Origin of the sequence: Streptomyces hundungensis (assembly GCF_003627815.1) — a bacterium.
GTDB classification, from domain to species: domain Bacteria; phylum Actinomycetota; class Actinomycetes; order Streptomycetales; family Streptomycetaceae; genus Streptomyces; species Streptomyces hundungensis_A.
The window spans coordinates 2375785-2390083 of record NZ_CP032698.1 but is presented as its reverse complement, the minus strand read 5'-3'; the positions used below and the strand labels follow the sequence as shown (position 1 = coordinate 2390083).

Below are 14299 nucleotides of genomic sequence, written 5' to 3'. Positions count from 1 at the left end.
GGGCTCGGCGGCTCCTGTCGCAGGCATGGGCGAGACTTGCCCCGTGGCCCCGACTGATGAGATCAACACCGACGACCGCGAAGCCGACGGGGCGGACCGTCCGCGCGGCGGTTCGCCCGGCTCCGGGCGGCCCCCGACGCACCCCCTGGGAGTCGGCGGCCCCGCCCGCATGCCCCGCTGGCTGCCGCGCGCCGTGGTGCTCGTGCTCGCCCTGTACGCCTGCTTCCAGCTGGGCAGCTGGGCCTTCCACCAGCTCATCGGGCTACTGATCAACATCCTGATCGCCTTCTTCGTCGCGCTCGCCATGGAGCCCGCCGTCGGCCGGATGGCGGCTCGCGGCATGCGCCGGGGCCTGGCGACCTTCCTGGTCTTCCTCGCCCTGATGATCGCGACGGTCGGCTTCGTCGTGCTGCTCGGTTCGATGCTGGCGGGTCAGATCGTCGACATGGTCGAGCAGTTCCCCAAGTACCTCGACTCGGTGATCAACTGGGTCAACCACAGCTTCCACACCGAGCTCTCCCGGGTCGAGGTCCAGGACAGCCTGCTCCACTCCGACTGGTTGCAGAAGTACGTCCAGAACAGCGCCACCGGCGTGCTCGACGTCTCCGCGACCGTCCTCGGCGGCCTCTTCCGGCTGCTGACGATCTTCCTGTTCGCGTTCTACTTCGCCGCCGACGGGCCCCGGCTGCGCCGGACCATCTGCTCCGTGCTGCCACCCGCCCGGCAGGCCGAGGTGCTGCGGGCCTGGGAGATCGCGGTCGACAAGACCGGTGGCTACCTCTACTCGCGCGGCCTCATGGCGCTCATCTCCGGCATCGCCCACTACGTCCTGCTCCAGATCCTCGGCGTGCCCTACGCGCCGGCGCTGGCGGTCTGGGTGGGCCTGGTCTCCCAGTTCATCCCCACCATCGGCACCTACTTGGCGGGCGCCCTGCCCATGCTGCTCGCGTTCACCGTGAACCCCTGGTACGCGGTGTGGGTGCTCGGATTCGTGGTGATCTACCAGCAAGTTGAAAGGACACTAAACATGGTCTCACCTGGGGAAACGTACCGTGAGCTTGCTGCGATGATGGCTGAGGCCAGCCCCGAGGACAGAGGCAAGCTCCTAGCGGCGCTGGGCGACGGCCCCCGGCCGGCACGGGACCGTCCGAGGTCCAGCACACCACTTCCCAAGCCACGAAGGGACCCGTTCCGACCCGTGGTGGTCGAGAGCTGCTGACCTACTCGCGAGGAGGGGCCCCTGACGGGGCCCCTCTTTTTTGTACCTACCTCTGTAGCAGGGTTAGTTCGTTCATTCACGCCTTAATGCACGCACCGACGCCCGCTCCTGGGGGCGGTCGAGTCCCGAACCTGACCAAGGAGGCCAGAGCCAGCGAGAGGTGAGGGGGTATATAACCCCCCTCACTAATAATGTCGGCGTCACCTGCCCCTTCCAGGGACGAGATCCCTCTGAAAAGTGGCTCAGGTCACCCGAAGAGGGTGTTTCGACCTCCTGATTACCTCCGAACGGGGGTCGCCGGGGTTCCGCGGCCGGCGCGTCTGCCCGAGGGGCGGTTAGTTCATACCCGTACATGCTGGAAGGAAGGCACCCCTGGTGGGTCCTTTGAATGAATGTACAGGCATTACCCCCATCTATGTATCAGGCATTGTATTAGCGTTAGTTCATGCCTGGATTGCGGTTTGAATGAACCCGTGAATCCGAGAGGGCTTCTGACTAGCGCTGAATACCTTTCGGGATGAATGAACGAACTGAATCCGCTATGTAGCGAGACCATTCCAGAGCGTCATGAAGCTCTCTTGACCCTCTTCGGGTGGTCGCAACGACCACTCCAGTCAGGTTGGAATGTGACACATGCAACAGTTTTGGATATTGACTCTTTGGGTGCCATATGGCACGCGTGCGTCTCCATTGAGATCAAAGGTTCGAGTCCACGGAGTCGCTTCGAGATGTCTCGGCGTGGGGTTGCGCTTCAAGTTGGGATGTGACACCTTTAGGTCATCGCAAGGAACGCCCCACAGGAAAGCGCCCCTAGTACCACTCGCTAAGCGAGAATGCGGAACGGGAGATCAGCACACCAGGGATGCGAACGGCGATAGGAACGGCCCTCTAAGGGCCGAACCCAAACCCTTAGCAACACCAAGCACGAACCGCACGGAGAGGCGTCAAAGCGCCGTGTGGGGGTTGCAACGGCCCGGCAGTGACCGGCACGCCGCTAATACCAAAGCCTGAACACACCCTTTGAAGCGAATAGACAAGGGATGACCCTAGAGCGCCCGTGCATTGCTGGGAAGCGAAGCAACGGAGCACGCCATAGGAGAGTGGAAAGGTGGCTAGGTATGACTAGCGAAACCATCTGAGATTGACTCTCACACACCCAATCAACACGACGCATCCAGCGCGTAGCCCCTAAGCCATGAGTAACGGGGCTCAGCGTGTCTCTAAGCGTCTGAGAGTGGCTGTGTGGGGGTGAGTATCAGAGAGGTTCTGATACCGCGAGAGAAAGGCATACAGGATGCAGTGCGCCGTATGTGAGATGTGGGGTATTCAACGTCAGGCTCGATACATAGGCCCGTGGTCTGATTCGAGAAAGATGCATGGCCGGTGTGACGCGTGCATGGGTGGCGTCAATCGTGAACGCAAAGGGTTCGCGCTGATTAAGAACGAGGGAGAGTAATGTCAATCGAAACGTGTGAAAAGTGTGGTCAGACGCGGTTTGTATGGCTGGTAGGGGAACGCGTACTCTGCGCGACCTGCGAGTTCATGGGCATTCTTGACGCCCTCTAGGACGCTTCAGGCAGGCTCACAAGTTGGAATGTGAGCCTTTCTGTGGCGCGCTAGTGGCGCGGAAGTCAAGCGAAAGGTAAATGCAATGAGTGGCGCAATCATTGACATTAAGTTCAGCGACTTCGCCAAGGAATTTGCGGAGCGCGATAGGGGATACAGCTCTAGGAGCGTACTGGAAGACATGGCGGACGCCGCCCGTGACTTCGCGTGGGCAGGTTTCGGATTGGTTGACGACGGAACCGGAGAACCATTGGAAGACTGGACCGATGGCTGGTACTACAACTGCGACTGCCGTGAGACTCGAATCCGGGTCAATGCGGAAGCTACTCGCGCCGCCTTCAAGAGTGCCGGTGTTGAAACGTTCGAATGGCGCGGCTGGATCGTGTGGGATGCATCGAACCGTGCAGGGCGCGAGATTGCCCGCAGCATCGGAAGCAGCCTCGCAGATTACCCAATCCTTGATGATGAGCGAATGTCCGAACTTGAATGGGATAACGCTTGTTCTCTGATTGATGATCTCTACACCCTGCCCGAAGGGGTAGAAGCCTCCGACGTGATCCGGGAAATGGATGAAGTGCCGTATTGCTCGAACTGTTCATTCTGCGACGTTGAAGAAGCTTTGGCGAAGCTTGAATACAGTCGGTGCATGGACTGTTCTGCATGGATCAAGACGGGTGAATACCTGAGTGATCGTGTTTGCTGGGACTGTGCTGAGAGTGAGCAAGCGGGGGAATGTGAATGCATTCCGAACTACATTGATGGACTCCGGCACATGAGCCTCTACCCGACGGTGTCTGATCTCCGAGATACACAGCGCGGCTGTGAGACGTGCTATCCGGTGCGCTGGCCGCACGGCGGCGCAAAGCTGGGTATCTGACATGGGAAAGCAGACGAACAGGGGCGGGATCCAGCACACGGGGGCGCTCTTGGATGGCCGTATCGGTTGCCGAACGCTTGGCTGTATGAACGTGGCAACTCGCTGGATTGATACGGAGCGCTATGGCGACCGCCGTTGGCTGTCTACGGCGTACTGCGACGGCCACGGTGATTGGGAGCTGAGCGACCCGCATCACACGATGCGAGTCCGTGGGATCAAAGACTGAGCGACTTTAGGCAGGCTCACAAGTTGGAATGTGAGCTTGTCTATGGGCTCTCAGAACCGAAGAGAGTGAACACAGGAAAGGTGAGGCGTGATGACGACTCGACACATCACAGAGATTGACATGAAGGAGTTTCGGATTGGAAAGCGTGTGCAGGTGGCGCTTCCCGCGTGCCCGTACAGCCGTCGTGCGGCCGGTGTTTATCGGGGAACCGTGGACTACGTCAAGGGCAATCACGTGGGGGTTTGGATGAGCTTTAACGGCTACGGAGATGACAACGGATTCCTGACAGGCGCCGCCCGGATTACCGATAACGGCGTACTGATTGCGGGGCGCTGACATGCAGACGTATGCAATTGAGATCTACCAGACAGCCACCTACCGGTTCGAAATCAAGGCGGAGGATGAACAGGCGGCACAGGATGCGGCCTACGAGTTCTGGGGTGAGCTCTCTTCCGCAGAAGAAGCCAAGTATCTGGACGACGTCCAGGACTCGATCGTAGACAAGGTGACTGCCAAGGATGACAAGTGATGAAGGTCAATGAATCGGTGTCGGCCAAGGTGCTCCGTGATGCGATTGAACGCATCAAGTGGCACGAGTTCCAGTGGCGCATGAAGGGAAGCGGCCCGGACCATCGCGAGCTGCTGCGAGCACTCCTGGGGGAGTTCCAGGCCCAGGCCCAAGCCGGCTTGGGGGGTGACCGTCCGTACACGGTCGTCATGGACTGGGAATCGGACTGGTGGGAGTCAGGAGCCGACGACGTAAGCGGCGGTCAAGACGATCCAGTTGTGTTCCACGTATCGGCCCCCTGCGCGTCTGATGCCTCTGATGAAGCTGACCGCTTGGCGGTTGAAACCTTCGGTGAAGGTGCGGCGGCCTACCTCAATCACGTTGCGATTCAGCACGGACATGCCCCCCTCGTTCGAGACGGAGAGTGAACTCAATGACGACAACTCAAGAAATCATCCGCGTAATCGGTTCCGACGTGGTGAAGATGGGCGAGCGCGCGGCGGCGGTGGCCGGAGACAGGGGAGGGGACATACGTGAACCTGTCTACGTGTGGACCCGAGAGGACATCTCCAATGCGGTCAACAACGGCGTAGACCTGGTGAACGATGAACTCGGGAGCGAACGCGACACGGACTTGATGAACATCGTTGTAAACGCGGTCATGACCCTCTTGGAGAACCCGCATTACACCTTGGACGAAGTGATCCAGGAGTGCTACGACGAGGACCCCGAAGAGGTCCGCTCGTGGTGGACGGGGTGGATCTGATGGCCCCGGCCGCCGTCGAGATCGGGATTTGGGTTCAGTACAGGACCCGTCACGTACGCCGCTGGTCGCGAGGAAAGATCATCGGCGTTGTCTACGGCGAACCAAAAATGAAGCGCGCCAACATCACTCACGTGGTCGTTCAGGACTGGTACTCGGTGGGCAAAGGTGTGCAGCCGCACGACATCACGGCTCCCGCAATCATTCCGCTTCACGACGTACGCAAGGAACGGAGCTAACCCATGCAGCAGATATACGCGGCCTGCCTCGCCGCATACAACAACGGCATCTTGCACGGTGAGTGGATCGACGCCACCCAGGACCCGGACAGCATCGGCCATGAGATTCGGCTCATGTTGGAGCGGTCTCCGATACCGGGTGCGGAAGAGTACGCGATTCATGATTACGACGGCTTCGGGGGCCTGGACCTCGGAGAGTACGAGTCCCTGGATGACCTCAACGCCATTGCCCTTGCACTGGACGATTTCCCTGCCGTGGTGGTCGCGCACTTCCATGGACAGGTGGACGCGCAAGATCTCTTGGAGACGTGCCAGGGTCACTACATCGGGAGCGTGGCAGAAGAGAGCGGGGAAGTGAACGCCTATGCGGCCTACATCCTCGCGGAGGAAGACCACTTCTGGGAGGAGCTACCGCAGCAATACCGGGGCCACATGCGGGCCATCGCCCGTAGCGAGGCGCTTGACCGACTGCTCAATTGCGAGGTGACCGCCCTCTACGAGGGCGCCGGTACCTGGCACTTCGTGAGCAACTACTGACGCTTAGCGGCTGGACATCAGGGGCTCAAGTTGGGATGTGAGCCCCTGGTTTCGAGCTTCTAGGACACCCCTAGAGCTCAACAGGAAGGAACGAATGATGACCGCCCAGGAAAAGATTCGCTTCACGCTCGCAGATGGATCGCGAGATTGCCTCAATGGCGCGCTTGCGGCCGCTCGGCGGGCCAGCACAACGAAGCAGGCAGCGGACGGCTTGTGGGACGCCTCCCAGTCCGTAGCGGCAGCCGACTCTGACGGGTCGTTTTTCCTTACAGCCCGCGACCTGTACTGGATCGGCAAGGCAAGCCGCCCCGAGTACTGGCGCGACGAAATGACCATGACGTATGTGATGGCAAACGTGCAGGGGCAGTTCAACGCGTGGAGCATCGGGGACAGCAAGTGAGCAAGACCAATGACTTCATCGAGCTTGAGAACTCCGTGCTGTGCACGGCGGCAAGTGTTGCCCATCTCGATGACCCGGTGATCCGCATGCGAGCGATATCCCACCTGTTCCACGCCATTGGCGAGCAGGTCGGCCGCTCCCGTTTCCACGACAAGCCGATGGTCTTGGCCGTCCTCGTTCGTCGTGCCTCCGAGTCCTACGTCCACGCCAGACGCGAGGTCATCGCGGACATGCGGGCGGTGGCGTGATGTTCGAACCGAGGATGTGTGACACCTGCTGTATTCCGCTTGACCCCTTCATGCTGTTCATCTCACGGGAGGTTGAGTACAGGCATCCCGCTTGGGTCGGGGTGGAGTGGGACCACGTGCCTGTGCCGGTACCCCCAGACCCCGGCCGGCTTCGGGGGGTCTGTGACTTCTGCTCGTCGGACCACCCCGTGACCGCGTTCGAGACTGAAAAAATGATCGTGATGTTTGACGGTCTGTCCATCCACGAGTTCTCGGAGCCGTGGTCCGCCTGTCGGCGGTGTGCCGTGCATATCCGCAGACGCTCACCGCACCTCTTGATCGAGCGTGCGCTCCAAGTAATTCCTGGCACTCTTAACCAGCCTGATCGGTGGGCGCGTCGCACGCGGATCAAAGCCCTGTTCATGAACTTCTTCAAGGCCAAGCCGGAAGAGGTGGGGCTGTGACCTACGCGAAGGGCGATTACGTCTTCATCAAGAGGGGTGACGGGTCGGTGCTGACGGCCGGACGAGTCCAGAGGCGTCGCCCGGACGGCCGCTACAAGGTGCGTAAGGCCGGATCGAACCAGGTGATCACTGTGACCTCTGGACGCTTGGAAGTACATCCGCAGAACAGTTGGGGATCTAGCAGGACGGCCGGTTGAAGGCTAGTCGGTTCGCAAGGCCAAGGCCGGGATGCTTCCCGGCCTTTGTTGTATCCACGAAAGGGATGCTGAAGATGTTTGACGGGTTCTGGAAGCTGATCGACGCGCAGCTCAAGGAGCTGGAGAGCGCTAAGGGAGCGGACGACGTGATCCGCATCCTGGCAAGCGAATCGTGTGTAGGGGATGGGTTCTTCCACGGGTCTGGCGGCGACGAGACCGTGTACGACGCCCTCCTTGCCGCAGGGTGGTCGTTCCTGTGGGCGGAGGCGGACTACTACTACGCGATGCAGGCGCCGGATGGATCGGCGATCACCTACATAGAAGGCGACATCTACCGGGGGAACCGGCGGTGAGCGCCCCCACCGCCCGCTAGCCCGTAGGGCTTTGGTCTGGCCCCAACTTCGGTTGGGGCCTTTTCCATGGCCTGTCGGTCACACCAACACACCTATACAGAAAGGCAGTTCAATCATGGCGCGCAAGGTTCTCGTTGTTCACGTTGACGACCTCGACGGCACGGAGAGTGCCGAGCCCGGCACCATCCGGACCATCACGTTCGGACTCGACGGAGCATCGTTCGAGATCGACTTGACGGGAGAGAACGAGGCGGAGCTCCGTACGCTCCTGGCCCCGTACATGGCGGCCGGCCGGAGGACCCAGGGGCAGGCCGGCGGTTTGACGACCGCCAGGCCCAGGAAGACCTCGGTCACGTCCTCGGTGAGGGCTTGGGCGCGAGAGCACGGTTACGAGGTCAACGACCGAGGCCGCGTCCCCGAGTCCATCCAGGTTGCCTACCTCAAGGCAATGGATGGCTCTGCTGCGGTCGCCACTCCGGCCACGATTTCGCGCGCTGATGTCATCGAGAGCGAGGAAGAGGCAGCCAAGCACTACGAGGCGCTGCCCGCTCCCGAGGGCCACGAGAAGAGGTGGCACAAGCGCACGGGGTCCGGCTGCGAACGCACCAATCGCATCGAGGACATGACGCTCCTTGAGCGCGTACACACTCTGACCGCCTTCAACCTGAACGTGCTCGGTCAGATGACCGGCGACCGCCCGACCGGCAAGGGCGGAAAGATCAGCGGTCTTGGTACCTCCGCTGTCCGGTTGCGGAACTTCGAGTTCATCGACGACGACGACGAGATCACCGCGTTCGGACGGTACGCCTACGCGGTCCGCAGCTAACACACACGCAACCGATCAGCTCTGTTGAGGGGCCGCTACGGCGGCCCCTTCTTCATGGCCCATCGGAGGAAGGGGATCACACGATGGCACGGAAGATGATCGAGCAAATCACCTGCGACGGGTGCATGGCCAAGACGGGTTTGAGCGTCGAGGCAGTCACAGAACTGACGGTCGGCACGGACACCTACGACCTGTGCCAGGAGCACGCTGCCCGCTTCGCTGCGTACTTCGCCGATCTGTTCACCCCCACCACGATTGCCGCTGCCGCGGCCTGAGAGGAGACGTATCAATGAGCACGTTCAAGGAGATGCAGTACGGCCCTCTGGGGAAGGCGGTCGAGGCGGCGATGCCGCACAGCGAAGCAGACCCGATCGGCGTGTACGCCGCAACGTTGTCGCTCTGGTCCGCTGCGGTCGCCGGAAAGGTTTTCCAACCCTCCGGTCGGCCCACCCTCTTTTGGTCGGCGCTGGTGGGCCGATCAAGGGTGGGGCGCAAGGGCTTCGCGCTGGGGACCGCGCGGGCGATCCTTGACCCGTCCATCGGTGGCTTTCTCAACACGCGGATGCGCAAGGGCATCAGCAGCGGCCCTTCCCTGGTGACGACCCTCTTCGAGGTCGAGCAGGAATCCTTGACCTCAGAGGACGGTCGGGATGGTCGCGTAATGATCGCAGAAGGCGAATGGGCCTCGGTGCTCAAGAGGGCCAACCGGGACGCCACGTACCACGACCAGCTCATTAACGCTTGGGACGGCGAAGCTGTCGTCAACACGACGAAGGGTAAGGGAGGGAAGAGGGAGGAGCAGCGGATCGACGTACCCCTCCTCGGCTACCACGTCCACATCCAACCGGGCCGGTGGGCACCCTTGGTCAAGCCTGAGTTCGCACTTGGTGGCGCCTTCAACCGCATCCCACACTTTCTGGTCAGCCAGAGCAAGTCTCTACCGTCGAACGTCAAGAAGCCCCTTGACGCGGTGAAGGAGACGCCGGCCCTGACTAAGGCGTACCGGTGGGCTCGGGAGAAGGTCAGGGAAATGGAGCTGTCGCCGGAGGCGGCGAAGATGCACGACGCCTACAGGCTGGAGTTCGATGACCGCTGCGCAGCACTGCCTGAAAACGTCTCGTGCTTCATCGAGCGGGGAGACGAGAACCTGCTTCGCATCGCGTGTCTGCTGACGGCCGCGGAACGGAAGACGATGATTCCTGTGCGGGCCTGGAAGGCCGCGCACGCAATGATCGAGTACTCGATGGCCTGCACTGAGAAGCTGATCAACGAGGCTCAGTCGGGTACGGGCCGACAGATGAAGTCTGTCGAGCAGATCATTCGGGAGTCGCTTCAGCGCTTCGGAGGCGAGGCAACTCGAACCCTCATCCTGCGGTCGCTTGGCACGCGCGGCAACGCCGATTCGCTGACGGCCGCCATCGAGAAGATGCCGGACGTGGTGATGGAGACCAGGCAGGGCGCGGCCAAGGGCGGTCCGCGGCCCGTGTACGTGCGCTTCACCGATGCCAAGAGGGAAGGCGAGGACGAGCGCCAGGAGGAGCCCGAGGAGCGGCCGAAGCTCGCAGTCGTCCCCGCCCAGAGGGAACGGCCGGCGCCACGGAAGAGGGCGGTCGGCACAGGGCCCAAGCGGCCGGCTGCCAAGAAGGTACCCGCCAAGAAGGCGGCGCTCGTGAGGCAGAAGGAAGAGACGCCTAAGAACCCAATGGCTGATCTGCTGTGAACCCAAATCAGATGCCGCAGAGGCGACCCAACCGCATCGTGCGGGGGCGGTACGCGGCCCTAGCGCGACGCTGGGCACGAGGTGTCTGGATCAACATGGATGAGGAGGAGGAAGGCTGATGTTGGACACGCAGTTGAGGAAGGTTCTGATCGAGGCCGGGGGCGAAGTCTCCTGGTCGTTCGTGCTTCGGCAACTCGGGGTGCGGTCGGCAGAGGTTGAATCCGCGGCAGCGCGTATCGGAGCCACGGTCGGAACCAGGCGAACGGTCGAAGCTGGCCGTCCGGTGAAGGTCGTGAAGCTGGGGTGCCTCGCCAAGTAGTCTCAGCTTTGGGGTGAGGGCCCATCCAGCGGAGGGGCCCTTTCGTTGTCTCGATAGAGAAGCAGAAACGCGAAAGGCCGGGGCCCGCTAGGGGCCCCGGCTATTTTTTGTGCCCACATTGTACCAACCATTGTGCTGCGGTTAGTTCATTCATTCGCGGGCGGTGTCGTCTACTCCTTCGCGGTCGCCACGGTGGAAGCGTGTTCGACCTCTCGGAGCGCAAGTCGTGCCTGAGCAAGCTCGGCGGCCAGGTCCGGGGAGGGCTCAGCGAGCGCATTCGCGGTCTTCTGGTTCTCCAGGCGCTGGGCTGCCTCGGCACCACCCAGGAGGGCGATGGACAGGGGGATCAGGGTCACCCAGTCCACCTGGGGGACCAGGGAGACCAGGAGCGGGGTGAATGCCGCAAGGACACCCAGGATTCGGACGATGTGATTACGGAACAAGGTGGACCTCCGGGGCCGGGGTGGGAATGATCTGCTGCGGCACAACCGGGATGTCGGTCGGCTTGGACTGCTCGGGGTGCACCGGCGCCGGGGATGTCGGCTCAGCCGGAACCTTCGGCTCGGCCGGATGCTCGGGCTTCGGAGCCGGGGTCGGAGGAGAAGTCGGCTTCGACTTCACCGCGTCCTTGATCTCCTTGAGTTCCGCCTTGATAGCCCGCAGCTCCTTCGTGATCCCGTCGAGCTGGCCGCAGCACTCGCAGTGCTGGCCGTGCTTGGCGTTGGCCGGCCGCTGAGCAATCGGCTTGCTCGGCTTGACGGTTGCCGGCAGAGAGGTCAGCCGCGGAGAGGTGGTCGGGGCGGTGCTCCCCCTCAGAGAGACGACCTGCCCCACAACGACGAGGTTGGGATTCGCCTGGTACTTCGGGTTCCATGCGAGGAGCTGGGCGAGCGAGACTCCGTGTCGGTTCGCGATGGACCCAAGGGTGTCGCCGGGCTTCACCACATAGATGCCAGAGCTGGTCTCGGTCGGCGGCTTCGACGGCTCTGGGTTGGGCTTCGGCTTCTCGGGCGGAGGCTTCGGCTTTTCCTGCTCCTGCGGGACGTTGATCTCCTGGTCAGGGTGGATCACGTCCGGGTTCTTGATCTGCGGGTTGAGCGCCAGGAGGCCAGCGAGGCTCACGCCCAGGAGGGCGGCGATGCCCGCGAGCGTCTGCCCCTTCTTGATCTTGTACTTGGTCGTGCCCGCCGAGCCGTCCGTGTCGCTGGCCGGTCCGGAAGCCTTCGCCGCGTAGGTGTATCCCGCCTGGCCCTTCTTGGACGGGTCCGCGGTAACGATGCCCTCGGTGAACTCGGGCAGGCCGTAGCCGTGCACGTAGGCGTCCCGGCGTCGGCGCTGGCGAGCCATCACCTTGTTGCCGTTGGCATTGTTCTCCAGGGAGGTGTTCCCCTCGTAGACGTAGATCCACGTCTCATCGAAGGCGTAACAGATTCCCGTGTGCGTGCTGCCGCTCGTGCCGTAGATGACCTGCGCACCGACAGCGGGGAACTCGCTCCATCGCGACCGCTGCTTGAACCACTGCATCGCGGTCCACACGCTTGCGGTGCGCGGGTAGAGGCTAGCGACGCCGGCCTTCATGGCGACCCAGCTCACCCAAGTGGCGCACCACGGCTGGTAGTTCGACCACTCAAGGCCCGGGACCTGCCCGGAGTACTTCTGGTGACCGCTGGGACGCTCGCCTGGTGCTCGCTCTGCCTGATAGCCGACCTCTGCCTTGGCTATGGATAGGACGTTGGAAACCTGACTCATGTTGCCCCCTTTCGGGCATGGGAAAGGGGCCGCCCAGTAGGACGGCCCCTGCATGAACTAACCGGGGCCGGTTAGTTCGTTCGTTCAGTGGGTGCGGAAGATGTTCAACCGGGCGGGGTCGATGGTGGAGACCAGCTGCACGAGGCGCTTGTTCTCCTCCTCGATGCGGCCAAGGCGGTCCTTGATCTCAGTCAGGTCCTCCTGGAGGCGGTCAGCACGAGCCTTCTGTGCTTCGGCCTCGGCCTTCCACACCTCGGCCGTCTTGGCTTCCTTGGCTGCCCGGACAACGACAAAGCCACCAATCACGGTGGCCAAGATTCCTGCGATCCCGAAGAGATCCAATATGAAGGTGGTTGTACTCATGCGGCCTCACTAGCTGGTCGCGTCAGGGGATATTAGAACTGCGGAAAGCGCAGAGAGAGATTCATCGGGATTTCCGGTCTTCGCCTTCGTCCAGGTCCCGCCGTAACCTTGGATCGAAGTCCATATCGTCTGCTCGGAGTTGAGGATCACCAGGCCGGATGTGTGGGCTGCCTGGTAGCTGCCCTTCACCTTGGTCGAGGTGAAGCCCTTCAAAAGCGTCTGGCTCGAAGACCCTGAAGACGTGCCCACCTGCACGAGCAACGTCCCAGTATTGGTGAGTCCGTCCCAGGTGGCCGGGGTGGACATCGTGGCGGTACAAGTCACCCAGTACAGACCCGAGACAGGGGGCTTGAAGTTCACCCGATCCTGGGTGGTGAACCCGCCTGCGGTACTCGCTTCCTTCCAGACGATCGGTGCTTGCCCGCTCACGTTGTCATTGGTGACGCCGGCCGCCCGCAGGCTCGGAGGGTTGGCAAGTACCTGAATCGGCGTGTAACTGGCCCGATTCATAGTGGCCGCGTCCACCTTCTGACGACTGGTCCACTTCTCATCCACCGCTGCCATAGGTCCCCCTCCCGAGATAGGTGACCGCGAAGTTCCACCAGCGAGTGGTGCTCCCTGGATCACTGCGGCCCGAGTCCCAGTTCGTAGCGCTGTTGACACCCCAGAAGCGGACGTTCAACGCGTCCCCTGCTTTGAGAGGAAGCACGTCGCTGATGACCTGCCCCGACTCGTGACCTGTCCGTGCGTTTCCGCCCTGGCTGAGCAGAAGGGGCTTGGCATCCGTGCCACCGTTGCCGTAGACCCCGATCTGGTAGACGTACTGGACGTCCGCAATGGGCTGTGCGCTGTGCCTGGCATTGCCGATGACGGACACCAGGTAGATGCCGTCCCATGGGATCGTTATGGCCGTCTTGGCGCCCCATCCGGGAGCGGCTTCCGTCTCTTGGAACCATCCTGGGAGGGTGCTGTTTCGGTAGACGCCGGCCCAGGTGACAGCGCTCTTACTGTCGGTCTGGCCCTTCCAGTTGAAGTCGACCCCGCGGCCAGTCACGCGTCCTCGATTCTCCAGGGCGTTGAACTGGTCAATGGTCTGTTCGTTCATGCGCTTCTCGTCAAGGAACTCTGTGTCGGCCCAGCTCTTCATAGCGGGCGCTGGGCCAGGAGTGGCGTAGTGCCAGCCCTCGGAGCTAGGGGCGACCATGAACGCGTACAGGGCGGTATCGACCGCTCCGTCAGCGACTACCCAGCTCCCATCGGCGCCGCCGTCGAGGTACACCTTCGCCTTCAGCTTGGTGCCCTTGGTCAGGTACTCGGTCACCCCTACCGGGACCGTGTGGTAGAAGGCTGTGGTGACGTGCTGCTGAATTACTGCGCCGAGTTCGCCAACCGCGCCGTTCCCCGACGCGTTGTTCTCGGCTTCTATGTAGACATTCAGATTGGTACCTACGGAGCGGTTCTTGGTCCCGTAGACGGAAGCCTGGAAGTGCATGTGGTAGACGCCGTCCTCGGGGACGATGAAGTACTTCCCGTCATCGGAGGTTGTAAAGCCGGACTTCTTCACGTTGGTCGAGGGCCACGTCAACTCCACGAACTGGCCCTTGTAGAGGGCGGTGCCACTGCGCGGATTGGTGGTGTTACTGGTACATCCCTGGGCGGCGAAAAATGGCATCTTGCCGTAGTACCTCTGCGGGGCAGTGATGCGCTCCTGCATGGTCTTAGGGGCTACCACTTCCCGCTTCCCCC

The 14299-nt window shown here is 62.0% G+C and carries 19 protein-coding genes and 1 pseudogene; 15 read left to right on the top strand and 5 right to left on the bottom strand.

From position 1 onward, the window contains the following. The first annotated feature begins 43 nt into the window (after positions 1-43). From DWB77_RS10645 to DWB77_RS10590, 15 genes and pseudogenes are all read left to right on the top strand, one after another. Positions 44-1219, top strand: a complete 1176-nt coding sequence (locus DWB77_RS10645; RefSeq protein ID WP_428985114.1) for an AI-2E family transporter — start codon at positions 44-46, stop codon at positions 1217-1219. Positions 1220-2870: 1651 nt separating this feature from the next. Then, positions 2871-3662: a hypothetical protein gene (locus tag DWB77_RS37740; protein ID WP_162952511.1), complete on the top strand. Its 792-nt coding sequence runs from the start codon at positions 2871-2873 to the stop codon at positions 3660-3662. Positions 3663-3978: 316 nt separating this feature from the next. After that, positions 3979-4224, top strand: a complete 246-nt coding sequence (locus tag DWB77_RS37735; RefSeq protein WP_162952510.1) for a hypothetical protein — start codon at positions 3979-3981, stop codon at positions 4222-4224. A 1-nt stretch (position 4225) separates the two neighbouring features. Beyond that, positions 4226-4417: a hypothetical protein gene (locus DWB77_RS10635; protein WP_120721021.1), complete on the top strand. Its 192-nt coding sequence runs from the start codon at positions 4226-4228 to the stop codon at positions 4415-4417. Beyond that, a complete protein-coding gene (locus DWB77_RS37730; protein ID WP_162952509.1) occupies positions 4417-4824 on the top strand; it encodes a hypothetical protein in 408 nt (135 codons plus the stop codon). The genes DWB77_RS10635 and DWB77_RS37730 overlap by 1 nt, the downstream gene beginning before the upstream one ends. Positions 4825-4829: 5 nt before the next feature. Next, the gene (locus DWB77_RS10630) at positions 4830-5162 is read left to right on the top strand and encodes a hypothetical protein (RefSeq protein ID WP_120721020.1); all 333 of its coding nucleotides are present in this window, start codon (positions 4830-4832) and stop codon (positions 5160-5162) included. Then, entirely contained in the window at positions 5153-5398 is a 246-nt protein-coding gene (locus DWB77_RS37725; RefSeq protein WP_162952508.1) for a hypothetical protein, read from the top strand. The genes DWB77_RS10630 and DWB77_RS37725 overlap by 10 nt, the downstream gene beginning before the upstream one ends. Positions 5399-5401: 3 nt before the next feature. Then, positions 5402-5935, top strand: a complete 534-nt coding sequence (locus tag DWB77_RS10625; protein WP_120721019.1) for an antirestriction protein ArdA — start codon at positions 5402-5404, stop codon at positions 5933-5935. Between the two features lie 97 nt (positions 5936-6032). Beyond that, positions 6033-6335, top strand: coding sequence for a hypothetical protein (locus tag DWB77_RS10620; protein WP_162952507.1), 303 nt, complete (start codon positions 6033-6035; stop codon positions 6333-6335). Continuing rightward, positions 6332-6583 (top strand): hypothetical protein, encoded by a 252-nt coding sequence (locus DWB77_RS10615; protein WP_120721017.1) that lies wholly within the window; start codon positions 6332-6334, stop codon positions 6581-6583. Before DWB77_RS10620 ends, DWB77_RS10615 begins: the two co-directional genes overlap by 4 nt. A 188-nt stretch (positions 6584-6771) precedes the next feature. After that, positions 6772-7026: a hypothetical protein gene (locus DWB77_RS37720; protein ID WP_162952506.1), complete on the top strand. Its 255-nt coding sequence runs from the start codon at positions 6772-6774 to the stop codon at positions 7024-7026. Positions 7027-7288: 262 nt separating this feature from the next. After that, positions 7289-7576 (top strand): hypothetical protein, encoded by a 288-nt coding sequence (locus tag DWB77_RS10605; RefSeq protein ID WP_120721015.1) that lies wholly within the window; start codon positions 7289-7291, stop codon positions 7574-7576. A gap of 115 nt (positions 7577-7691) precedes the next feature. After that, a pseudogene (locus tag DWB77_RS38850) lies at positions 7692-8024 on the top strand (histone-like nucleoid-structuring protein Lsr2); the annotation flags it as partial. A gap of 461 nt (positions 8025-8485) precedes the next feature. After that, on the top strand, positions 8486-8677 hold the full coding sequence (locus tag DWB77_RS10595; RefSeq protein ID WP_120721013.1) for a hypothetical protein: 192 nt from the start codon (positions 8486-8488) through the stop codon (positions 8675-8677). Between the two features lie 14 nt (positions 8678-8691). Further along, positions 8692-10122: a DUF3987 domain-containing protein gene (locus DWB77_RS10590; RefSeq protein ID WP_120721012.1), complete on the top strand. Its 1431-nt coding sequence runs from the start codon at positions 8692-8694 to the stop codon at positions 10120-10122. A gap of 489 nt (positions 10123-10611) precedes the next feature. Here DWB77_RS10590 and DWB77_RS10580 read toward each other — a convergent pair whose 3' ends face one another. The 5 genes from DWB77_RS10580 to DWB77_RS10560 all read right to left on the bottom strand — a co-directional run bounded on the left by DWB77_RS10580 (position 10612) and on the right by DWB77_RS10560 (position 14267). Further along, positions 10612-10884: a hypothetical protein gene (locus tag DWB77_RS10580; protein WP_120721010.1), complete on the bottom strand. Its 273-nt coding sequence runs from the start codon at positions 10882-10884 to the stop codon at positions 10612-10614. Then, positions 10874-12190, bottom strand: a complete 1317-nt coding sequence (locus DWB77_RS10575; RefSeq protein WP_162952505.1) for a LysM peptidoglycan-binding domain-containing protein — start codon at positions 12188-12190, stop codon at positions 10874-10876. Before DWB77_RS10575 ends, DWB77_RS10580 begins: the two co-directional genes overlap by 11 nt. A gap of 84 nt (positions 12191-12274) precedes the next feature. Next, positions 12275-12553 (bottom strand): hypothetical protein, encoded by a 279-nt coding sequence (locus DWB77_RS10570; protein ID WP_120721008.1) that lies wholly within the window; start codon positions 12551-12553, stop codon positions 12275-12277. Positions 12554-12562: 9 nt separating this feature from the next. Beyond that, the gene (locus DWB77_RS10565) at positions 12563-13117 is read right to left on the bottom strand and encodes a hypothetical protein (protein WP_120721007.1); all 555 of its coding nucleotides are present in this window, start codon (positions 13115-13117) and stop codon (positions 12563-12565) included. Further along, positions 13101-14267 carry a hypothetical protein gene (locus DWB77_RS10560; RefSeq protein ID WP_162952504.1) on the bottom strand — a complete coding sequence of 389 codons (1167 nt, stop codon included), beginning with the start codon at positions 14265-14267 and terminating at the stop codon, positions 13101-13103. Before DWB77_RS10560 ends, DWB77_RS10565 begins: the two co-directional genes overlap by 17 nt. Positions 14268-14299: the final 32 nt, after the last annotated feature.